General features: G+C 66.1%; 16 protein-coding genes. 9 read left to right on the forward strand and 7 right to left on the reverse strand.

What is annotated here, in order from left to right:
• The coding region (locus tag JNK99_RS06435) for a Mur ligase family protein (protein ID WP_291850316.1) at nucleotides 1-1,488 on the forward strand (1,488 nt) is incomplete at its 5' end.
• 74 nt (nucleotides 1,489-1,562) lie between these two features.
• Complete coding sequence (gene cphA / locus JNK99_RS06440; RefSeq protein WP_291850319.1) at nucleotides 1,563-4,145, forward strand: cyanophycin synthetase; 2,583 nt, start codon at nucleotides 1,563-1,565, stop codon at nucleotides 4,143-4,145.
• A 47-nt stretch (nucleotides 4,146-4,192) separates the two neighbouring features.
• Here the strand turns inward: cphA and JNK99_RS06445 are convergent, their stop codons facing one another.
• Complete coding sequence (locus JNK99_RS06445) at nucleotides 4,193-6,151, reverse strand: flagellar assembly protein A (protein ID WP_291850324.1); 1,959 nt, start codon at nucleotides 6,149-6,151, stop codon at nucleotides 4,193-4,195.
• 471 nt (nucleotides 6,152-6,622) lie between these two features.
• Here JNK99_RS06445 and JNK99_RS06450 point away from each other — a divergent pair, with 471 nt between their 5' ends.
• The 4 genes from JNK99_RS06450 (at nucleotide 6,623) to JNK99_RS06465 (ending at nucleotide 11,154) form a co-directional block, all read left to right on the forward strand.
• On the forward strand, nucleotides 6,623-7,192 hold the full coding sequence (locus JNK99_RS06450) for a hypothetical protein (protein ID WP_291850327.1): 570 nt from the start codon (nucleotides 6,623-6,625) through the stop codon (nucleotides 7,190-7,192).
• 254 nt (nucleotides 7,193-7,446) lie between these two features.
• A complete protein-coding gene (locus JNK99_RS06455; protein WP_291850330.1) occupies nucleotides 7,447-8,616 on the forward strand; it encodes a S4 domain-containing protein in 1,170 nt (389 codons plus the stop codon).
• 111 nt (nucleotides 8,617-8,727) lie between these two features.
• Entirely contained in the window at nucleotides 8,728-9,609 is an 882-nt protein-coding gene (locus JNK99_RS06460) for an HDOD domain-containing protein (RefSeq protein WP_291850333.1), read from the forward strand.
• Between the two features lie 201 nt (nucleotides 9,610-9,810).
• A complete protein-coding gene (locus tag JNK99_RS06465; RefSeq protein WP_291850336.1) occupies nucleotides 9,811-11,154 on the forward strand; it encodes a fused MFS/spermidine synthase in 1,344 nt (447 codons plus the stop codon).
• 24 nt (nucleotides 11,155-11,178) lie between these two features.
• Here the strand turns inward: JNK99_RS06465 and JNK99_RS06470 are convergent, their stop codons facing one another.
• The 6 genes from JNK99_RS06470 to JNK99_RS06495 form a co-directional block, all read right to left on the reverse strand.
• Nucleotides 11,179-12,003 carry a transporter substrate-binding domain-containing protein gene (locus tag JNK99_RS06470; RefSeq protein ID WP_291850339.1) on the reverse strand — a complete coding sequence of 275 codons (825 nt, stop codon included), beginning with the start codon at nucleotides 12,001-12,003 and terminating at the stop codon, nucleotides 11,179-11,181.
• 10 nt (nucleotides 12,004-12,013) lie between these two features.
• A complete protein-coding gene (locus tag JNK99_RS06475) occupies nucleotides 12,014-13,414 on the reverse strand; it encodes a GntP family permease (RefSeq protein WP_291850342.1) in 1,401 nt (466 codons plus the stop codon).
• A gap of 249 nt (nucleotides 13,415-13,663) precedes the next feature.
• Complete coding sequence (locus JNK99_RS06480) at nucleotides 13,664-14,575, reverse strand: M23 family metallopeptidase (protein ID WP_291850344.1); 912 nt, start codon at nucleotides 14,573-14,575, stop codon at nucleotides 13,664-13,666.
• A gap of 122 nt (nucleotides 14,576-14,697) precedes the next feature.
• The gene (locus tag JNK99_RS06485) at nucleotides 14,698-15,078 is read right to left on the reverse strand and encodes a hypothetical protein (protein WP_291850346.1); all 381 of its coding nucleotides are present in this window, start codon (nucleotides 15,076-15,078) and stop codon (nucleotides 14,698-14,700) included.
• A 111-nt stretch (nucleotides 15,079-15,189) separates the two neighbouring features.
• Nucleotides 15,190-16,071, reverse strand: coding sequence for a Dyp-type peroxidase (locus JNK99_RS06490; protein WP_291850348.1), 882 nt, complete (start codon nucleotides 16,069-16,071; stop codon nucleotides 15,190-15,192).
• A 98-nt stretch (nucleotides 16,072-16,169) separates the two neighbouring features.
• A complete protein-coding gene (locus JNK99_RS06495; protein WP_291850351.1) occupies nucleotides 16,170-16,463 on the reverse strand; it encodes an acylphosphatase in 294 nt (97 codons plus the stop codon).
• Between the two features lie 118 nt (nucleotides 16,464-16,581).
• Between JNK99_RS06495 and JNK99_RS06500 the strand changes: the two genes are divergently transcribed.
• Genes JNK99_RS06500 through JNK99_RS06510 form a run of 3 tightly spaced genes read left to right on the forward strand, consistent with a single transcriptional unit; the run spans nucleotide 16,582 to nucleotide 22,814 of the window.
• A complete protein-coding gene (locus JNK99_RS06500; RefSeq protein WP_291850353.1) occupies nucleotides 16,582-18,054 on the forward strand; it encodes an NADH-quinone oxidoreductase subunit M in 1,473 nt (490 codons plus the stop codon).
• A complete protein-coding gene (locus tag JNK99_RS06505; protein ID WP_291850356.1) occupies nucleotides 18,055-21,267 on the forward strand; it encodes a DUF2309 domain-containing protein in 3,213 nt (1,070 codons plus the stop codon). It begins immediately after the preceding gene.
• Nucleotides 21,264-22,814 (forward strand): proton-conducting transporter membrane subunit, encoded by a 1,551-nt coding sequence (locus JNK99_RS06510; RefSeq protein ID WP_291850359.1) that lies wholly within the window; start codon nucleotides 21,264-21,266, stop codon nucleotides 22,812-22,814. Before JNK99_RS06505 ends, JNK99_RS06510 begins: the two co-directional genes overlap by 4 nt.
• The last annotated feature ends 54 nt before the right edge of the window (nucleotides 22,815-22,868 follow it).

Genomic DNA, 22,868 nt, shown 5'->3' on the forward strand with positions numbered 1-22,868 from the left:
CTGCTCAAGTCCTGCGGCGTGCCGGTGCCGGAGGGGCGCCTGGTCGACAGTCCGGAAGACGCCTGCGAAGCGGCTGAGGAAATCGGTTATCCCGTGGTCGTCAAACCCTCCGATGGCAACCACGCGCGCGGCGTGTTCACCAACCTGATGGCGCGTGCCGAGGTCGAATCGGCTTATGCCGCGGCGGTCGAGGAAGGCAGCGGGGTGATCGTCGAACGTTATGTGCGCGGCTCGGAACACCGCCTGCTGGTCATCGGCGGCAAGCTGGCGGCGGCGGCACGCGGTGAAACCGCCACGGTGGTCGGCAACGGCAAGTCGACGATCGACGAACTGATCGACAGCCAGATCAACTCCGACCCGCGACGCGGTGCCGCCGAGGAGTTTCCGCTCGACATCATCCTGCTCGCCGACAATCCGGTTGCCCGGCTTGAAGTCTCGCGCCAGGGCTTCGCGCCCGACTCGATTCCGCCGGCTGGCCGCGAGGTGCTGATCGTGCGCAGCGGCAACCATACCGACGATGTGACCGATCTCGTCCACCCCGATACGGCGGCCACTGCTTCGCTGGCGGCGCGTATCGTCGGCCTGGACATCGCCGGCGTAGACCTGGTCTGCGAGGATATTTCGCAGCCCCTGGAGGGTCAACGCGGTGCCATCGTCGAGGTCAACGCCGGGCCCGGCCTGCTGATGCACCTCAAACCGGCAACCGGCCAGCCACGGCAGGTGGGGCGAGCCATCGTCGAAGAGCTGTTTCCGAATGGCGACGATGGTCGCATTCCGGTGGTTGGCGTCACGGGCAGCCTGGGCAAGACCACGGTTGCACGTCTGATCACCCGCATTCTTGCCTTGTCCGGCAAGCACACCGGCCTGGCCTGCAGCAGCGGGCTGTTCGTAGACCGGCGTTGCATCAGCCGGGACGACAGCGCCAACTGGGGTGCGGCGCATCGCATTCTGATGAATCGCACGGTTGAAGCGGCGGTCTTCGAGAATGGCAGCGACACCATTCTCGGCGAAGGGCTGGCCTACGATCGCTGTCAGGTCGGCGTGATCACCAACGTCGATGCCAGCCGTCATTTCGGCAGCCATGACATCAACTCCGCCGAGCAGGTATTTACCGTCCTGCGTACACAGGTCGATCTGGTGTTGCCGGGCGGCGCAGCGGTCCTCAATGCGAGCCAGCCGATGCTGGTCGACATGGCACCCCTCTGCGATGGAGAGGTGATTTTCTTTGCTGCCGATCCCGCTCTGCCGACCCTCGTCGAGCATCGTGCACAAGGCGGTCGGTCGGTTTTTGTTCGCAACGCTGACGTGGTGCTGGCTACTGGCGAGCAGGAAACGACGATCGTCGGCCTGCAGGGCATTCGGCTGACTGGCGATGGCCGGAACAGCTTCCAGATCGAGAATGTCCTGGCGGCGACGGCGGCTGCCTGGGCGCTCGGTATCGGGCCAGAAATCATCCGTACCGGGCTGGAAACGTCGGCCGCCGGGTGAGCGGGCGGGCCTCAGGCAGGGAAGCGGCAAGGCCGACAGGGCCATTGAACCGAATTTCTGGAAGGAAACTCTTGATGGAAGTCTCGCGTATCCGCGCCCTGCGCGGTCCCAATCTCTGGAGCCGGCATACGGCAATTGAAGCAATCGTCTGTTGTGCCGGCGACGAGTGCAACATCGAGCGGATGCCCGGGTTCGAAAACCGTCTGCGCGAGCGCTTCCCGGAACTGGACATGTTGCGACCGCTTGGCCACGATGAGGCGGTTTCGATGGCGCAGGCCCTCGAGTTCGCGGCGCTCGGCCTGCAGGCGCAAGCCGGCTGCCCGGTCACCTTCAGTCGCACGGCGCAGACGCTCGAACCGGGTACCTACCAGGTGGTCGTCGAGTACAGCGAAGAGGCGGTTGGCCGGCTGGCGTTTGAACTGGCGGAGGAACTCTGCCGGGCGGCGGTCGAGAACCGACCGTTCGAACGCGGCAGTGCCCTGGACCGCCTGCGCGAACTCGACGAGGATGTCCGCCTCGGTCCGAGTACCGGTGCGATCGTTTACGCGGCGGTGGCGCGCAACATTCCTTATCGTCGGCTGACCGAAGGCAGCATGGTGCAGTTCGGCTGGGGCAGCCGACAGCGGCGGATTCAGGCGGCGGAAACCGACCGGACCAGTGCCGTCGCCGAGTCGATCGCTCAGGACAAGGAACTCAGCAAGACCCTGCTGCACGCCGCCGGGGTGCCGGTACCCTTCGGCCGGCCGGTGCTCAGCGCCGAAGACGCCTGGGCGGCCGCCTGCGAGATTGGTTGCCCGGTCGTCGTCAAGCCTCAGGATGGCAATCAGGGCAAGGGTGTCGCGGTCAATCTGAGCACCCGCGAGCAGATCGAAGCAGCTTATGCCATCGCCCATGAAGTCAGCGACGAAGTGCTCGTCGAGCGCTATCTGCCCGGTCACGATTACCGCCTGCTGGTGGTCGGCGACAGGTTGATCGCCGCCGCGCGGCGTGATCCGCCGCTGGTGATCGGCGATGGCGTGCACAGCATTCGCCAGTTGGTCGATCGGGTGAACAGTGATCCACGCCGTGGTGAGGGCCATGCCACTTCGCTGACCAGGATTCGGCTCGACGAAGTTGCTCTCGCCCGCCTGGAGGGCGCCGGATTGACGCCGGAATCGGTGCCGGCAAGAGGCAAGCGGGTGGTCCTGCGCAACAACGCCAACCTGTCGACCGGTGGTACGGCGACCGACGTCACCGACGATGTGCATCCCGAGTTTGCTGCACAGGCGGTGGCGGCGGCGCAAACCATCGGGCTCGATATCGCTGGCGTCGACGTCGTTTGCGACAGCGTGTTGCGGCCGCTCGAGGACCAGGGTGGTGGAATTGTCGAAGTCAACGCCGCTCCCGGCCTGCGCATGCATCTGCAGCCCTCGTTCGGCAAGGGAAGGGCGGTGGGCGAGGCAATCATCGCCAACATGTTTGCCCCGAGCGACGATGCGCGTATTCCCGTGGTCGCCGTGGCGGGCACCAACGGCAAGACGACCACCGTCCGTCTGATCGCCAACATTCTCGGCCAGCAGGGGCTGCGTGTCGGCATGACGACCACCGACGGCGTCTACATAGAAGGCCGGCGGATCGACACCGGCGATTGCAGTGGTCCCAAGAGTGCCAAGAACGTCCTGCTGCACCCCGGGGTCGATGCTGCCGTGCTGGAGACGGCGCGTGGTGGCGTTCTGCGCGAAGGACTGGGCTTCGACCGTTGTGATGTCGCCGTGGTCACCAATATCGGTCTCGGCGACCATCTCGGCCTGTCCTATATCAGCACGGTCGAGGATCTTTCGGTGGTGAAACGGGTGATCGTCCAGAATGTCAGACCGGGACGGGGTGTGGCCGTACTCAACGCGGGCGACCCGATGGTCGCCCGCATGGCTGATTCATGCCCGGGCAGCGTCATCTTCTTTGCCAACGATCGCAACCATCCGGTGATGGCAATGCATCGCGCGCAGCGCAAGCGGGTGGTTTACCGCGATGGCGCCTCGATCGTGGCTTCCGGAGGCGGTGTCGAGCACCGCATTCCGCTGGCCGGGATCCCGATCACCCAGGCCGGCGCCATCGGCTTCCAGGTCGAGAATGCGATGGCCGCCACGGCCGCGGCCTGGGCGCTGGGGGGCGACTGGGAGACCATCCAGCGCGGTCTGGCAACCTTCGTCAACGACGTGCAGACCGCACCCGGACGTTTCAATGTCTTCGACTATCGCGGGGCGACCCTGATTGCCGACTACGGGCATAATCCGGACGCGATTCAGGCGCTGGTCGATGCCATCGCGAACATTCCAATGGCGCCGGGTGGCAAGCGCTCGGTGGTGATCAGCGGGGCGGGCGATCGGCGGGATGAGGACATCCGCCAGCAGACCGTGATACTCGGTGGTGCCTTCGACCAGGTCGTGCTCTACCAGGATCAGTGCCAACGTGGGCGGGCCGATGGCGAAGTGCTGGCCCTGTTGCAGGAAGGTCTGAAAAACGCTGCGCGGACATCGGAGGTCAGGGAGATTCGCGGGGAGTTCCTGGCGATCGACAACGCTCTGGGGGATCTGAGACCCGGCGATATCTGCCTGATCCTGATCGATCAGATCGAGGAGGCACTGGAGCATATCGCACGGCGTCTCGCCGAAGGGTAAGGCGAATTGGTCCGGACGAGGAGTGGGGGCCAGCGTCGGCTGGCCAGTCAACCGAGCCGGTTACGGTAACTCCACTCGAACGGACCGGAGGATCCGGCAAAAAGCAGCTTGGTCCGCGGGTCGGTGCGGCGCAGCCGGGCCTTCAGTTCCTTGTTCGGGAGGGCGTTCAGCGGCGTCTCGGATGCTTTCATCAACAAGGCGCTCACCCGGGTATCGCTTTCCACCCGGTCAATCTTGCAGGTGATATCACTGCAGACCTGCTCGCGGGCGGCAAGCACCGCTTCGACCTGCATGGCGAGAGCAGCCGACTCCGTGGTCAACTCCTTGATCAACTCGGTCAGATGCGCCAGCGAGCGCAAGGCAGGTGCGACCAGTGCTGCGAGTCGGTGCCAACTCACCGTCTGCTCCACGGTCAGCGTCGCTTCGTGATTGCGCAGCCGGGTGGCCAGCGACAGGTAATTGCTTACCTCCTTGTCGCTGCGCAAGAGATCGGCGCGCACCCGATGACCGACGATCGTCTTTTCCAGTGCGGCCAGCTTGCCGCGCAAGCTGGCCAGTTGAGTTTCATAGGGGGCCAGGTCTGGCAGCAGCAGCAGCAGGACGCTGTCCAGCTCGCGTCGCGCTCGCGCGCAGGCCACCTGAATCGTTCGCGCGGCCATGGCACACGCTTCGGAGACCTCGATCGTCAGTTGTTCGGCAACGATATCGCAGTTGGTGGCCTGTCCCAGGACTACCTGGCGAGCAAGGATCGCGCAGTTATCCGCCCGTTTTATGGTGACGCAGCCGCCTAGTGCGGTCAGTTGGGCACCGGAGGCCATCCCCTCGATGATGATGTCTCCGTCTTCGTTGCTGGCGCTGCCACCGACCAGATTGCGCTTCAGGCGAACGATTCCACCGGCCGACACGATGTTGCCGTAGACGTCAGCGTAGGCCGTGATGCTGCGGCACTGGACGATACGTTTTTCCTGGATTTCGCCGTGCTGCTCGTAGACGTCACCGGTCAGCAGCAGATCGCCGGTAGTGCGTACGCTGACCCCTTCATGACTGACGATCTTGTCGGTTACCGAGAACTGGTTGCTCTGTCGGTCGATGTTGAGAAAGCCGCTTACCGTTGCCAGCAGGTACTCCCCATCTGCCTCCCGACTGACCCGCGTTCCCGGACCGGCCAGGCTTTCGAGGTTGAAATCCTTCGGTAGCGGTGCCGGCAGCAACTGGCCAGCAATGTTGCATCCGTCCTCGCCCGCTGTGCGCGGCGTTTTCTTGACCAGTCGCAAACCGGCGGCGACTTGCGGATAACGTGTTTCAAACTGGCGCAGGTCAAGGCGTCCACCCAGCAAGCGGCGCGGTGCATTGTTCCGGTGCAGGCCCGGGGCGAGTTCCACGATTTCCGCATCCTTTCCCGGAACGAAGGGACGGCCGCGGGCGACCACCCGTCGCTCGGCCCTGTCGAGTTCGATTCCCTCAAGCACTGCTGCCAGATCAATACCGTAGCGCACCCCCCGCTTCCAGGCGTTGGCGATGAATTCATCGGCATCGAGATACCGTCGGTTTTCTCCAGGCAGCAGTTTGCCGCTTGTCGGCGGGAGCCGATGACCCCTGTCGGCCGATTCATCGATCGCCTGCCCAGCCTGCGCTTCGGCATAGAGTGGTTCGAAGAGGTAGTCGGCCTGATCGCCCTCGATCAGCAGATCCTTGTAGAGGGTTTGGCGTTCGGGTCCGAAAAAGGTGATGTCGGCGGCAAGAAAGACTTCCTCGGCCGAATCCTTGCCCACTGCTGCCGGCTGGCCGAAAAGTAACGACAGGAAGCGCGCATAATCCAGCCCGCGGAAATAGAGGCCCGAGGTGATCACCCGATTGACGAAGTCCGGGATGTCGGTCGGTGATTCAAGCCGGGAAAGGATGACGTACAATCCACCGTCATGCTGGACGATGAACCGCGACAGCGCGATCTGTCCCTCCCCGAGATCGGCGAGGTTGCCGATGGCGCTTTCAGGGGTGTGTGGCATGTTGGCAGTCAGCTCCTGATCAGTCGTCCGGGCGGCAGCGCTTTCGCCTGCAGCGCTCGTCAAGGGCTGCCCGGTGGCCCTGCAGATTCGGGTTCGTGCGAATATTCTGGTGCCGGGCTCCGGCTGGTGTTACGCGGCGGCAGACCGCAGGCGTGGTCGTCCGCTGGTTGGTCGGACGCCCAGCTTGCTTCGTTAGCGTACCAGAAATGGCTGGCAGCAACACGGCCGGCTGGCAGTGCGCCATCAAACGGCTTCTCCGGGCGGGGCTGCAATGCTCGTCGAGTGCCGCCTTGGTGGCGACCGGGAACGCCTGTCGGTCGACTGAACCTGCCTGGCCCGGAAGCTGATCCAGATAACTCCTGTCAGCCTTTGTCTGATCGCTGCGTTAATGACTGCATCGTCCGCCGCGCCACGGGTCCTTGCCTTCGCATGGCGTCGCTCACTCCGATGACAACCAGGAAACCTCCCACCATGTCGAGCCGCCGTGTTTTCTTGCCGCCATTGGCCCTGAGCCTCGCCGCCTGTGTCAGCCTGCCACCCGAGGGGCCGAGCGTCATGGCCCTGCCCGGATCAGGCCGGAGCTTCGAACAGTTCCGCGCGGATGACGCGCTGTGTCGGGACTATGCCCGCCAGGCGATCAGTCCCAAGACAACTGAAACGGCCGCCGTCGACGCGGGCGTGGCGAGTGCGGCACTGGGGACGGCAGTCGGTGCTGCCGTCGGTGCAGCGGTCGATGGCTCGAGCGGCGCCGCCGTCGGTGCGGGCGTCGGCCTGCTGTTCGGTACCGCGAGCGGGGTCGCCGCCGGCAATGCGTCGACCTACGCTTTGCAGCAGCGCTACGACCAGAACTACATACAATGCATGTACGCCCGCGGACAGAAAGTGCCGGTGATGGCTGGCGGCGGCTTGTCGAGCGGTGTGGTCGCCGCACCATACGCGGGAATGTCGTCGTCGCTGCCTCCACCTCCGCCGCCGCCGCGGGGTGCTCCACCGCCCCCGCCGCCGCCCCGCGGCGCACCGCCTCCGCCGCCGTCGCGCTGAACCCCAGCCAGCACAGCGGCAGTGCCGGTGGGCTGATTTCGACGGAGGGAGCGTTGACTTATGGCGTAAACTAGGTGTTTGCCGATACGAAAAGCCACGCCATGTCCCGTTCGACCCTGAAACTACCGATGAAGCCCGTCACCCCAGACGCTGCTGGCGACCAGCGAGGGCGCCCCCGCAAGCCCATTCGCGGGGGTTCGCCGGCTGCCAAGCACCAGGCTGTGCGGCGTGTGGATGATCGTTCGGCAGACCCGATGCCAGCGCCAGATAAAACGGGGACGCGACGCGAGCCGGCGGCGGGCAGTGGCGGCAACGTCCTGGCGCCAGACGCTGCGGCCGCAGCCGGGCGCGGCGAAACCGCTCCGGGCAGCCGGCCGGTTCTTCCCGAGGCAGCGCCGCCGCCGCGCGGCGCGCCGGGCACTGCCACCAGCCGTACGGTCGACCAAGCGGTCAGTGGACGGGGGAAGGCCGAGCGCAGCGGTGAACGCGCGAAGACCTATCCGCCGCGCGGCATAGCGCGCAGCACAGGTGTCCGCGCCTTGCCGCCAGCGCCGCAGCGCGCTCCGCGGGCGGCTCAGGCAGAGGCTGGCGTGGCGACCGACCTGCCGCCGGTCGTCCCGGTCGGTGAACGGCCGGGGCACTCGCCAGCGATCACACCTCTTGCCCCCGACGCTCGGCGGCGCGGTTTGCCGAAGGAGTCGCCGCGCCTGGCCAAGCTGGTGAGCGCGCTGGCCCAGTGTTCACGACGCGAAGCGGACGAGTGGATCGAGAACGGTTGGGTCAGCGTGGATGGTGTGATGGTCAAACGGCTCGGTGCCCGTGTGAACCCCAAGGCCAGAATCGAGATCAGGGAAGCAGCCGGGAAACACCGTAGCGAAAACGTCACCATTCTTTTCAACAAGCCGGCTGTTCCGGTGGAAATGGTGCCGGATACGGTTGGCGAGAACGTCAGATTCTGGGTTCGAGCCGACAATCAGTGGCCGGAAGATGCTGCATCGAGTGCCTTAAAGGCTACCCATCTGCGCGGACTGGCCACCGCCGGGGCACTCGATGCCGAAGCGGGCGGCATGCTGGTATTTACTCAGGAGGGCAGTGTTGCACGTCGCCTGAGCGGTGGCGACGCACGGCTGGAAAAGGAGTACCACGTTCGGGTGACGGGCGAGTTGCCGCCGAACGGCCTCGATCTGCTCAGGCATGGACTGGTGCTGGACACGATCAAACTGCTGCCGGCCGAGGTTTCCTGGCTCGGCGAGCAACGCTTGCGTTTCGTGCTGCATGAGAACAGGAAGCAACAGATCAGCCGCATGTGTGAGCTGGTCGGCCTGCAGGTGAGCGAGATCAGGCGGGTGCGCATCGGCAGCGTTTCGCTCGGCAAGTTGCCGTCGGGTCAATGGCGCTTCCTGCGCGCCGATGAGCGCTTCTGATTCGGCTGGCCTTGCCGGTGGTCGCCGCTGATACTACCATCGTGCTCGGGCGCTGCGACATGGCCGGGCTCCCCCGGCCAGCGTTCGTTCCAACGTGATGAGGCGAGATCGATGCGCGACGAGCAATCCCCCCGCGACCTGGCTGCCTGGCTGACCCTGCTCGCTGGTCAGGAGATCCCCATCCTGCGCCAGACGGCGCGCCGCCTCGACGAGGCTCGGCATGACATGGACCGGGTCAGCGGCCGCCTCATCACCGAAATCGTCCTGCAGGATCCGCTGCTGGCCATTCGCGTTCTGGCCTACATCCAGGAGGTCGGCAGCCAGCGTTTGCGGAGCGACATCACCAATATCGCCAGCGCCGTGATGATGCTCGGCGTCGAGCCTTTTTTCCGTGCCTTCGACCGGCCAATGACCCTGGAGAGCGTGCTGGCCGGCCGGCCGCCAGCCTTGCTGGGTGTCTTGCAGGCCATCCTGCGCACGCAGCGTGCATCGCGCTACGCGCACGAGTGGGCCTTCGCACGGCACGACATGAATGTCGAGGAGGTGGCGCTCGCTGCGCTGCTCCATGACATCGCCGAGATCCTTCTCTGGTGCTTTGCGCCGGAGCTGGCGATCGAGCTTCGCTGCCGCCTGCAGGCCGACCGTAATTTGCACGGCAGCAGCGTGCAGCAGGAGGTGTTGGGCTTCGCGCTGGCCGACCTGCAGTTGGCCTTGTGCCAGGTCTGGCGTCTTCCCGCCTTGTTGACCACCATGATGGACGATGCCAATGCCCATTTGCCCAGAGTGCAGAACGTCAAGCTGGCGGTTGGCCTGGCCCGCCATTCGACCGATGGCTGGACCGATCCAGCGATTCCAGGGGATCTCGCCGCGGTGCAGAAGATGTTGCACATCAGCCGCGCGACGCTGCTCGAGCGCCTGCAGTTGCCGTCCGAACTGTTGCCGGGGTTGCTCCAGGAGGGCACAGCGGCCGCCCCGGACCGGTCTGCGTGGTGATGTCCCGGCAGTTGCCCGTGTACCGGCCGACGGATGGGCACCGGAGTCCGGGCTGCCAGCCGGGTGCCCGGTCGGCGCGCCGTGCCTTGGTCTGACCGGGCGCTGCCGGCGACCAGCCAGAGCCAGGGTCGGTCAATCACCGGTGGTGGTGGTTGCTTGCTGTATAGTGCCGGCTCCTGCCGCCCGGTCTCAGGTTTTCCGATGCCCCGCTCCCTGCTTTTCGCCGTTGTCTTCATCGAAGGATTCTGCTCGCTGGGCGCCGAAGTCATCGCGCTGCGCCAGATCATCCCGCACATGGGAAGTTCGATCGTCGTCACGGCGCCGACGATCGGCTTCTTCCTGTTGGCCCTGGCCTTGGGCTACCACGCCGGCGCCAGGGTGGAGGAGGATTATTGTGCGCTTGTCGCCCGGAATTTTCTGGCCGCTGCGCTGCTCGTCGGCATCGGTCTGGCCGGGCTGGGAGTCGATCTCTTCTTCGCGGCGCTGCGGCCGCCGGAGCTGGCCTATCTGGCGCTGATCACCGGTGTCCTCTGCCCGATTGCCTGGCTGCTCGGGCAGACGGTCCCGATACTCAGTAACCTGCTGCAGCATCAGCGCGCCGGCGAGGCCAGCGGCAAGGCGCTGTATTACTCGACGCTCGGTTCATTCCTCGGCTCCCTGTCGCTGTCGCTGGTGGTCATGCAATGGCTGGGCGTTTCCGCTGCCGTGGCATTGTGCGCGCTGCTGCTGGTGCTTGGTCACGCACTGCTCGGTACGCGGGCCTGGCCCACGCTGCCGGCCGGTCTGACGGTCGCGACGCTGAGCGTGGTCGCCAACACCTGGCTGCGTCCGCCGATCGAAACGGCCTACGCCAGTTATCTCGTGGAGCCGGCGAAGTACGAGGGTGCGATCAACGGTCGTGCCTTTCGGAACAACAGTTCGTTTGCCTCGTTGATCGACGAGTCCGAACCGCCACAGTACGCGCGCTACATCCGGCACATCCGCAGCCTGCTGCTCGACGATCTGGGTTTCCGCGATCGCCACATCCTGGTGCTGGGTGCCGGCGGTTTCACGCTCTCGCACCGCGAACCGAGGAACCATTACACCTACGTGGACATCGATCCGGCCGTGCGCGGAATTGCCGAAAAGCACTTCCTGCACGAGGCGGCACGCGGCGAATTCGTCGCCGACGATGCCCGCCGCTTCGTGGCCCGCACCGAGCAGCGCTTTGCTGCCGTGCTGGTGGATGTCTACAGCGCTCACTCGTCGATTCCCGGACACCTGGTGACGCGCGAGTTCTGGCAGGCGACGCGTCGGGTGCTCGAAGCGGATGGTCTGCTGATCGCCAACCTGATTCTCGACAGCGCCCTCGCCACCCCTTACTCGCGCAATCTGCTGGCGACCATCGAGAGCGTCTACGGTCGCTGCGCGGTCGAAGTGCTGCAGAAGAAACAGGTGCTGGCCAACGTCGTCGTCACCTGCCGTAACGGCGAGTCACCCGAGCCGGCGCGCCTGTTCCTCGACGAACTGAACTCGGCCGACTTCGATCTGGCGCGCTCGCGCTGAGCGGAGCCGGCTCGCCTTTGGCAACTACCTGCCCTCCCAGATGGGCTGGCCGAAGCGCCGCCGCATCTCGTCAGCGATTGGCACAACCTTCAGGCGGTTATATTCCTCCACGATGCGCTGGTAGGTACCGTCGGCCTTCACTGCCTCGAACGCTTTCTCCCACTTCTGCACCTCGGCGTCGGGCAGGTCCTTGGAGCCAGCCAGGTAGATCTCGCTCTGCCGCACGATCTCGCCGAAATTGAGCGCTTCGAGTTTGCCGCCCACCTCACGCATGGCGTAGATCACCATCAGGCGCGGCGCGAGCCAGGCGTCGATCCGACGTTGCTGCATCAGACGAGCGTTCAGCCATTCCTCGGGTTGCGGCTTGATGCGCGTGAAGCCTCGCTCCCTGAGCAAGGTCTCGGCGCCCGAGCGGCCGAGCACACCGATCGGACGGTCCTTGACCTTGTCGAGGCTCGATACGTCGATGCCTTGGCCGCCGACGAGGATCAGGTCATCGGTGACGATCTTCGCCAGCCAGCGGTATCGACCCTCCCGCTCGGCTGTGCGCGTGAGGGCCAGGATGCCGATGTTCGCCTGGGTTTGCGCGATGCGCTGAGCCTCTCCCCAGGGCAGGAACTCGATCAGGCCGGTATGGCCGATGCGTTTTGCCATCTCGCTGACGACTTCGTAGACCAGGCCCTGATCGACGCCCGGTGTTTCGGCGACGCTGGCCGGCGGGATCTGGAAGGTATAAGGCGGCAGCTCTGCAGCGAGCAGGCGCAGCTCCCCGGCCCGCGGTTGTGCCTGCACGCCGGTATGCGTCAGGCAAGAAAGCGCCGCAGCGAAAAACAGGGTCAGGGTGCGCACGGTTTTCCCCTCAGAAAGTGCCGAACATGCCGTTGAGGATGATCACGGTCACCATCGCGAGCAGCGGGAAGGCAACCGCCACCATGAAAATGTCGAAGTAGGACTGCTTGTGGTTGAGCCCGCAGATGGCCAGCAGCGTGATCACCGCACCGTTGTGCGGCAGCGCGTCGAGGCCGCCCGAAGCGAGTGCGGCGACGCGGTGCAGGATTTGCGGGCTGAGGCCGGCCGCTTGTGCCAGATCGAGGTACTGTTGCCCGACCGCCTGCAGCGCGATGCTCATGCCGCCGGAGGCCGAGCCGGTGATGCCGGCGAGTACGTTGACGATGATTGCCAGGCCGACGACCGGGTTGTCGGTGAGCGACATCAGCCAGGCTTTGATGATGGCAAACGCGGCCAGGCTGGCAATCACGCCACCGTAGGCAACCTCCGAGCCGACGTTGAGGATCGGCAGCATCGAGCCGAGCGCGCCGTCGGTCAGCGATTGACGGACGTTCAGGAAACGCTTCCAGGTCAGCGCGATGAGCACGATGCAGGCGGTCAGCATGGCCACGATGATCGCCCAGGTTCCGCCGACGGCGGCGGCTGTCGTCTTGCCGTACTTCGGAGTGGCCAGGTAGGACGTGTCGAGATCGGCGATCAGGTACTTGCTGAAGATGAAGTTGATCGCCAGCACCAGTACGACCGGGGTGATCGCCACCGCGAACGACGGCAACTCGCCGACTGCCGTGGGTGCTGGTGCAGCGGCCGTCGGCGCCGGTCCCTCGCTGCCGAAACCTTCCCCGGCACTCTGCGCCCGTCGTGCCCGCATCATCAGCCAGACGCTGCCGCAGGCGAACATCATCACCCCGGCGATGATCCCCAGACCCGGCGCGGCGAAGGCATCGGTGTGGAAGAAGGGCATCGGGATGGCGTTCTGGATGGCCGGGGAACCGGGGAGGGCCGACATCGTGAAGGTGAAGGAGCCGAGCGCGATGGTGGCCGGAATCAGCCGCTTCGGCAGGTTGCCTTCACGGAACATCTGGATGGCGACCGGGAAGACGGCGAAAGCGACGACGAACAGCGACACGCCGCCATAGGTGAGGACGCCGCAGGCCAGGATGATGGCGATGATTGCCCGTTCCTTGCCGGTCCACTCGACGATCTGATGCGCGATGGTACGCGCACAGCCGGAGTCGTCCATCAGTTTTCCGAAGACGGCGCCGAGCAGGAACAACGGGAAGAACTTGATCAGGTAGTTACCCAGGGCAGGCATGAAGACCTGAGTGTAGGTGGCCAGGATCGGTGCGTCGAAATCGCCGAGCAACAGGCCGGCCAGCGCACAGATCGGCGCGATGAGGATGACGTTCCAGCCGCGGTAGGCGAGGAAGATCAGCAACAGAAGTGATACCAGGATTCCCAGAATGCCGAGCATAATCAATCCCTCCCGCACCAGACCAGCAAACACGGTCAAAGATGTCGCACGCCTCCCACTGCAGTATGGGAGCACCTTCCCGGGAAAGTCAATCAAGAATTCCCTGTCGGGGATTGTCTGGTGCCGGCAGATGCGGTCATGCATCGGCCCTGATCGACCCGGTGCCGGCGATCGGTAGGCGTCTGGCGGCTGCAGCGATGGGTTGGCGCGCGATTTGACGCCCGTGGCGGGTGGGGCTGCCAGATTCCTTCAGGGAGTCGGCGCGACACCTCGCACGCTGACCCCGCTGGGCGAATAGTCGGCTGTCAGGGTCTCCCCGTAGCGGGCCGCGAAGGTGCGTGGTGGATTGCCGGCGTAGAAACGAAGCGGCACGGAGATCTGTCTAAAGCCCGTCCCGCTGCCCATCAGCTGGTGCACGACGAAGTGCAGGTGCGGGCCTCGCGCATAACCGGTTGCCCCGGATCGTCCGATCAGCATTCCGGCGGTCACCTGCTGTCCGGGCATGACGTGCACGCCCCCGGGAGCCAGGTGCGCGTAGGTCGCAATGCTGTCGTCGGCGTGCAGGAGGCGCACGAAGTTGGCCTCCGTGAGCAAGTCGCGCGCCGTCCCGCCGAACTTGTGACGGGCTTCGGTTTCGATCACCACTCCGTCGCGGGCAGCGACGACGGGCGTATTTTCCGGCATGGTGAAGTCGACGGCGAACTCGCTATCGGGGGAATGGTGGGTCAGCCGCGGTCCGTCATGGCTCTGGCCGATGGCAAAGCGGCGATCGTTCTCAAACGGCAGGCGATAGAGAGCAGTGGCGTCGTGCTGCGCGCGGTAGTTGCCGGTGCTGTACGTGGTTTCGCTGACGAAGTGGTGGGGTTTTCCGGCATGCGCCGGGGTGACCCGCAGCAAAGCGACCTGACTGTGCGGCCGAATCACCGCGTAAATCGGCATGAAGTGACTGCTGCGGATGTTTTCCCGCTCGGTCAGTGCCAGCCTGACCGATACTGGCGCCGGGCCACGATTGCGTGCGACGATGTGCTGACCGCCATCGACCGACTCGGAAGTGAGCGAGAAAGGGTAAGGCTGGGCGGCAAAGGAGGCGCCACCGAGTGTGCCATTGATGACGAGGCAGAGGCTCAGTCGGCAGCAGAGGCGGAGTGGCGCCGAAGTCATCGGGCAGTGGTCAGGCCTGTCTGTCGCGCGGCGCGAATCGGCGCGGCTGTTCGCCGATCACTGGAGCGGGAACAGCCGGCGGGCGCCCTCAACCCTGTCCGGGGGGATTGTCCGCTGCCTGCTCAATAGCCCCAGTAGCTGCCCGGCGGGGGGGGATACGAGACTTGTCCGGGGATGACATACACCGGCCGGGGCGGCGGCGCCACGTACACCGGTTGTGGTGCCACATGGACTGGCGGAGGCGCATAGTAGCTTGCCGCGGCGACGCCGGCGGCGATGCCGGCAATTGCCAGTACCGCTGCCGGTCCGACCCAGCGTGGGCCGTGCGGGTGGCCGCCGTGGCCACGGTATGCCGGGGGTGCGTAGTAGCCGCCGCGAGCTTGGCCGCTACGGTAGTGATCGCCACCGTAATTGCCGCGATGCCCGTGATCGGCGAGGGCCGGGGTGGCACATCCGAGCGCGAGACTCAGTGCCAGGGAGAGGGAGGTGATGGTCGTTTTCATGAGTCGAATAACGCCGCCCCGCCGCTTTCGATGACGACGTTTTCGAGAGAATCGGCGGACTTTTGTGACCGGATGTGACCGGGTTCCGCGCTGTGGGCAGCGCCGGAGCGTCTACCGCCGCAGTGGCGAGAGGTCGAGCCGGCCATTGCGCATTGCCGGACACCAGAAATAGGCGCCTGACCGGGGGCGGGTGAATCCGAACAGCGCGTCGACAACCCCGTCCTCGCTGCCGACCATTCGCCGCAACTGCGCTTCGAAGGGATCGAAGGAGACGGCGAAGGCGACGAACATCAGCCCGCAGCGATGGCTGTCGGCCCAGGGCATCGAACGGCGCAGGACGAAGGCCTCGGGCGTGAAGCTCTCCTGCGCCGTGCGCTTGACATGTGCCGATTCCGGCGCATCCTCGATTTCCTCGTTGTCTGTCCGGCGGCGGCCGATGCACAGATCCTGTTCGTCGGCCGGCATCCGCTCGAAACGGGTGAAATCGTGCACCCAGCGTTGCACGGCGACGAAACTCGAAGCGGCAAGGATCGGCCGATCGGCGCCGACGATGGCGGCCGCAACGGCCTCGTCGCCGGTCGGGTTCTCGGTGCCATCCTGGTAGCCGGTCAGGTCACGGCCGCCATCGTGCAGGAAGGCGTCGTGCGCCTCTTCGAGACGGAAGGCGGGCACCAGCGCCTGCTCGATCCGGCGTGCGCGATGCAGGATTTCGCCGCGGTCGCTGCCACGCAACCAGACCCAGAGGGCCGCCGGGGTGGCCGGCAGTTCCAGCCCGGGGCCGGCAACCGCCGGGAAACTGCGCAGTTCGCCGATCTCGGCGCCCAAGGCGGAAACCAGCGCGCGACCGAAACCGACCACCGTTCGTTCGCCATCTGCCAGGTCGCCCAGTGCGCGCAGGCGGTCTGCCGGGCGAGCCGCGGGTTCGAGCGCAAAGACCAGGTAACGCGCCAGTTCGGGCAGGGGAAGCAGGATGCCGGCTTGTGGAGTACGCATGGTGATAACAACCTCGGTTCGAAAAGTGGCCCCGCAGGGCGATCAAGTGGCATGGTGCGCGCGGCCTGAAGCTTGCGATCGGTGACCACGGGGGATGCTCAACAGGTGGCGATCTGCCGGAAGGTGGCGCCCGTACCGATTTCGGCAGTGTTGCCCGGGCTGCACAGGACGCGCTCGACCCTGGCCATCGACGGTCCGTGCTGCGCCCAGAGAACGAGCGCATCGACCGTTTCTACCGGGCCGCTGACCAGGGCTTCGACGCTGCCGTCGTGCCGGTTGCGTACCCAGCCGGCGAGACCCAGCCTGGTTGCCTCGGCACACAGCGACCAGCGGTAACCGACGCCCTGCACCCGACCGTGGATACGCAGGTTCCTGCAGACTTCCTGGCTCATCTTCAACTCCGGATTGGGGACTGGGGGTGCGGTGGCTGCCAATACTGGCATAATCGTCGTCCATGAAAAGAAGAATTTCAAGAGGGGCGGTGGCGCCACATGCGGCTGGCGTCAGGCCATGCTGAAGACCCTGCTGTTGATGCCACTGCTCGGGACCGGGTTGCTCGCCCTCGTCCCGAAGCGCAACTTCGATCTGCTGCGCCATCTGGCAAGCATCGTCGCCGCCGCGACGATGCTTGGCGCCGGGTTGCTGCTGCTCGACTTCGACCCGGCGAGTGCCGAGATCCAGTTCTTCGAGACACGTCCCTGGAATCCGCGCGTCGGGTCGAGCCTGGCGCTTGGCATCGACGGTATTTCACTGCCGATGGTGCTGCTGGCGACGCTGCTCTGCTTCGTCGCCATCTTCTCGTCGACCGGCATCCGGCACGGAGCCAAACTCTATTTCTCGCTCCTCCTGATTCTCGAAACCTCGCTGCTGGTAGTGTTCACGGCGCGCGACTGGTCCTTGTTCTACGTTTGTTGGGAACTGACGCTGATCCCGCTGTTCTTTCTCGTCGACCGCCTCGGCGGTGCCAATCGCCACCGCGCCGCGCTCAATTTCGTCCTGTACACCCTGGGTGGCTCGGTGTTCATGCTGATTGCCTTGCTGCTGCTCTACGACGTGGCGCCCGGACACAGTTTTGCGATGGCCGACATGGCAGCCGGTGGTGCTCAGTTGCCGGTGCACACCCAGGTGCTGGTGTTTCTCGGCCTGCTCCTCGGCTTCGGTGTCAAGATGCCGATCGTGCCGCTGCATGGCTGGCTTCCTCTGGCCCATGTCGAGGCGCCCAGTCCGATCTCCATCCTGCTCTCGGGCATCCTGCTCAAGATGGGCGCTTACGGACTGATCCGTGCCGCGGCAACCCTGCCGGCGGCGGCGCAGGCCCTGCAGGGCTGGTTGGCCGTACTGGCGTTGGTCAGCCTGATCTACGGCGCGGTGCTTGCCTGGCGGCAGGTCGATCTGAAGGCGATGATCGCCTACTCGTCGATCTCGCACATGGGCGTCGTCCTGCTCGGCATCGCCGCACTCAATCCGGCCGGCCTGAGCGGCGCCCTTACCCAGATGGTCGCGCATGGTCTGACCGCCGGACTGCTCTTCCTGCTGATCGGCCTGCTCTACGAGCGCACCCACAGCCGTGATCTGGCCGACCACGGTTCGCTCAACCGGATCGCGCCCCGCTTCGCCATCTTCATCATTTTTGCCGTGCTGGCCTCGGTCGGTCTGCCGGGCAGTGCCGGTTTCATTGCCGAGCTGCAGGTGCTGGTCGGTGCCTACAGCCGTTGGGGTGCCTGGCTGGTGCTGCTGTCGATCACGCTGCTGATCTCTGCGGCCTACGCGCTGCGCGTCATCCGTTGTCTGTCGACCGGTCCCGAGCGACCGTTCGCCGCGGTTCCGGCGGGTGTCGTCTGGTTTGCCGACCTGACACGCGGCGAATGCGCCGCAGCCTGGCTGCTGGCGGTCGGGGTGGTCGCCATCGGCGTCTATCCGGCGCCGCTGCTGCGCCTGATGGCCTCCTCGCTGGTCAGTCTGGCTGGACAGTTCGGAGTCTGATTGAGCAGCAACAACCATCCGGCAAGTGCGGTGCCCTCCGCCGCGCCGGACCAACCTGTGGAGCGGCTGCGCGCCTGCCTGCGGCAGGTCGCCCATTTCCTGCCGGCGCAGGCACCGCTGCGCGATTTCGTCCATCACAATACCTTGCACGCTTTCCAGCATCTGCCGTTTGGCGAGGCGCTGGAGGCTGCGGCACGCCTCACCGGTGCTCGCCCGTGGCTCGATGAGGCACGTTGTCGCGAGCTCTTCCGGCAAGGTCGGATAGATGCCGGCGACCTGGCCGTCGCCTTGCGACAGGTGCGCGCGGCGCGCGCCGACGAAGTGCTGGTGAGCACCGCAGTACATGATCTGCGCCGTGGCGAAGTGCTGCAGGCGGCGCTGCTTTGCCCACCGGTGGCCATTTCACCGGTCGCCTTGCGCTGGCAGCTCGAGGAGCGCGCGGCTGGTGAGCGGCTGCAGCCGGGGGGCGACCCCTTGCTCAGGCAGCGGCTGCTGGCCAGTGCCGCAGCGGCGGGGCGCGATGAAGCCGCAATCGTCGCTGACCTCTGGGCGGCGGCATGCGCTTTGTGCGGGCCGCCGGCCGCCGCCATGCCGGACCTCGACGGCATGGGGCCGGATGCGGTGGCCGATCTGTGGCAGCAGATGCTCGACCGGATCGGGGACGAATGGACGCCGGGGCAGTTGCTGGCCCACCTGACCGGCGAGGATCGGTGCCAGACGCTACAGACGAACTTGATTCGCCATCTCGCCGCACATCTCGATCAGGATCTCGCTGCCTGGAAAAACCCGGCCCAGCACAGGGGCTTCTACGCCGCCTGGCGACAAAGTGCCGGTAGCGACTGGTCCTGGGAACTCGACGAGTTCGCCGGCACCCGGCAGGACCTCGCGCAGTTGCCGGATGACCCGCTGCAGGCAATACTTGGTGAGCTGTTGCGCCTGGGCATCGCCGAGGCACGCTGGTGCGGCTATCTGCAGCGGCTGGCGCTCGATCTGCCGGGCTGGGCCGGCATGTTCCACTGGCGCCAGGCGCATCCCCGTGCGGCAGACCCACCGGTCAGCCTGACCGATTTTCTGGCGGTGCGCGTCGTCCTCGAGCGTCTGTACGGGGAACAGTTGGTGCGTCGCATCTGGGGGCTGCCGCTGAACCTGCCGGAACTTGGTCGGCATCTGATCGGCCGGCCGGCTGAGCTGCGCTTGCGACACGCTTTCGGTTGCCGCCGCCTGCCCGAAGACCTGCTGCTGGCGCTGCAGCCGCAGCTCGGCATGGCGGCCGATGACGCGGACGCCGGCTGGGCGCGCTGCGCCGCCATGCTGACCGAATGGCGGGCGACCGACAGGGGCGGCGCGAGCGCGGCGGGCGCCCGCGCTGCCTGGCCGCTGTTCGTGCTCGCTCAGCACCTCGGACTGAGCGGCGGCGAGCTGCGCGCGCTCGGCGAGAACGGCGCGCAAGCCCTCCTCGCCTGTGCCGATTCGCTGACCGCCGGGCAGCGTGGCGAGGTCTGGCTGCTGGCCTACGAACGTCATTATCGGCAACAGATCCTGGCCGCCCTGACCGCCAACCACGGCCGCGCACCGGATCTCTCGGGCCGGGTGGCAGCGCAGTTCGTTTTCTGCATGGACGATCGAGAGGAGGGATCGCGCCGCCATCTCGAGGAGGTCAATCCGGCTTTCGAAACCTTCGGTGCGGCTGGCTTCTTCGGTGTGCCGATGCTCTGGCAGGGGCTTGACGACGAAGCTCCGGGCGCACTCTGCCCGATCGTCGTCCGGCCGACCAACACGATCAGGGAGCGCGTGGCGGCCGACGCCGCGGTGGCGTACGAGCGGCATCAGCGCCGGCGGCGCTGGCGTCTGCGCTGGCAGGAGCGCCTGCATCAAGGCAGTCGGCGCGGCTGGCTGTCCGCCACCCTGCTCGGCGTCGGCGCTGCTCCGCTGGTCCTGCTCGGCTTGCTCGGCCGGACGCTGGCGCCTGGCCGGGTCGGAGCGCTGCTTGCTGGCTGGCGCGCCGCCTTCGATCTGCCCTTGCGCGGCGCGTTGCAGTTGAGCGCCAGCGCTGGTGAAGCAGGCCGCGCCGCCAGTGCCGACGCGCCGCGACTCGGTTTCAGCGAAGACGAGCAGGTGACGCTGGTCGCCGGCTTTCTGCGCAGCATCGGGCTGACCGAGGGTTTCGCACCCCTGGTGGTGATCGTCGGGCACGGTTCCGACAGCCGTAACAACCCCCACCTCGCTGCCTACGATTGTGGGGCCTGTTCCGGCCGGCATGGCGGGCCGAACGCCCGCGTCCTTGCGGCGCTGGCCAACCGCGCGGTCGTCCGGCAAGGACTGGCTGCACAGCAGATCGTCATTGCCGATCAGACGCAGTTCATCGCCGCCGAGCACAACACCTGCGACGAGACCTACCTGTGGTATGACGTCGAGCAGCTTCCGCATGGCCATCGGGCAGCCTTCGCCGCATTGCGCCGGGATTGCGAGGCGGCCGCCGCGCTGCACGCCGTCGAGCGCTGTCGCCGTTTCGCCTCGGCGCCCCGCGACCCGACGCCGCAGCAGGCGCTGCAGCATCTCGCCGAGCGTCGCCAGGACATGGCGCAGACACGCCCCGAGTTGGGCCATGCGACGGTCGCGGCGGCTTTCGTCGGCCGCCGCAGAATGAGCCGCGGCGCCTTCTTCGATCGGCGCGTCTTCTTGATTTCCTACGATCCGCTGCCCGACAGCGAAGGTCGCGTGCTCGAGGCGACGCTGCTCGCGGCGGGCCCGGTTGGTGCCGGCATCAACCTCGAATACTATTTTTCGACGGTCAACAACGAAGGCTGGGGTTGCGGCAGCAAGATTCTGCATAACCTCGTCGGGTTGTTCGGCGTGATGCAGGGTGCCAGTTCGGATCTGCGCACCGGGCTGCCACTGCAGATGGTCGAGATCCACGAAGCGATGCGTCTGCTGGTCATCGTCGAACAGACGCTGGAAATCGTCAGCGCGATCTATCAGCGGCAACCGCCGCTGCAGGAACTGATCGGCCACGGCTGGATTCTGCTCGCCGCCAAGCACCCGGTGAGTGGTGCAATCCATCTCTTCGATCCGGCCAGCGGCTGGCAGCCGTGGTCCGACGAAGTGGCCGGCAAGCTGCAGCTACCTGTGGTCGAATGTTCCGCCGACTGGTTTTCAGGTTGCCGCGAACCCTTGCCGCCGGCCCTGCTGGTGCGTCCGTTGGGGGAGCCATGAATGCTGTCGACTTCCTGTTCGCGGCAGTGAACGCGTCCACCCGGGTGGTCTGGCTGGTGCCGTTGTTGCCGTTGCTGGCGGCGCTGCTGATCGCCCTGCTGTTGCTCTCGCGCCGCGCGACGGGCGATGCGGGCGAACCGCTGAGCGCCGGTATCGCCAGCGGCAGCGCGCTCGGCGCGTTGCTTCTGCTCCTGCTCTTCGACCTGGCGGCATTGGGCGGCGGCGCCGCCAAACAGCTCGCCTTCGGCGAATGGTTGCACATCGGGGTGGTGCCGGTCCATCTGTCCTTCGTGCTCGATGCCTACAGCCTGCCGGCGGCAACCCTGGTGGCCCTGCTCGCCTGGATCACCCTGCGTTTCTCGGCTACCTACCTGCACCGCGAGCCCGGCTTCCAGCGCTTCTTTCTCGGCATGTGCCTGTTCCTCGCCGGTTTGCTGCTGATCGTTCTGGCCGGCAATGCCGTGCTGACCTTCGTCGGTTGGGAACTGGCCGGGTTCAGTTCCTGGTTGCTCATCGGCTACGCTTGGCAGCGGCCGCTGGCCACCGGCAATGCATTGCTGGTCTTCCTCACCAACCGGGTCGGCGATGCCGGCTTCATGCTCGGCATTGGCCTCGCGGTGTGGTCGGTGGGTACTCTCGAGTGGACCGGGCTGGCCGGTGACGGGAGCATGGGGATGGTCGCCGCGCGCCTGCTGGCGCTGGGCTTCCTGCTCGCAGCGCTGGTCAAGTCGGCACAGTTGCCGTTTACACCGTGGATTGCGCGCGCGCTCGAAGGACCGACACCATCGTCGGCGATCTTCTATGGCTCGCTGCTGGTGCACGCCGGCGTATACCTGTTGTGCCGTCTGCAGGGCCTGCTCTTGCAGGTGCCCGACCTGATGGCGCTGGTTGCCGTGGTCGGCCTGGCGACCGCCGTTTACGGCGGGCTGTGCGCGCTGGTGCAGAGCGACGTCAAGTCGGCGCTGGTGTTCTCGACCGTGACGCAGGTCGGTCTGATGTTCTTCTGCTGCGGGGTCGGACTGTTCTGGCTCGCCGCCTGCCACGCCGGGCTGCATGCCACCTGGCGCGCCTACCAGTTCCTGCTCGCGCCGGCCTACATGCATCTGGTGCGCCAGCCGGCGCGACCGGTGCCGCGCTGGCTGGCCGCGCGGCGCTGGTGGTACACCGCAGCCCTGCAGCGGTTCTGGATCGAACCGCTGGCCAACAGTCTGCTGACCCGGCCGACCCTGGCGCTGGGCAGGGATGTGCGCGCCCTCGACGAAGGTTTCATCGACCCGCTGGTCGGAGCACCACGCGACGATGCGGACCAGGCAGCGGGCGATGCGGTTGACGACCTGATTCGTGGCCACGGACTGGCCGGCCGGGTGCTGTTCAACGCCGCCGATCACCTGCAGCGCATCGAACGCCGCCTGCTGCTCGGCGACACCGGCGCGCTGGGTCGACACCTGCGCCAGGCAGCACACTACGCCGACGCCATCGAAGCTCTGCTCGAACAGCCGCGCTATCTGATGCTGATGGTCATGGCGACCTTCGTGGTGATCCTGTGAGCGAGATCTGGTGGGCGGCGCAGGTCGGCTACCCGCCGTTGGCGACGCTGCAGT

Origin of the sequence: Accumulibacter sp., assembly GCF_016789985.1 — a bacterium.
In the GTDB taxonomy this organism is placed as follows: domain Bacteria; phylum Pseudomonadota; class Gammaproteobacteria; order Burkholderiales; family Rhodocyclaceae; genus Accumulibacter.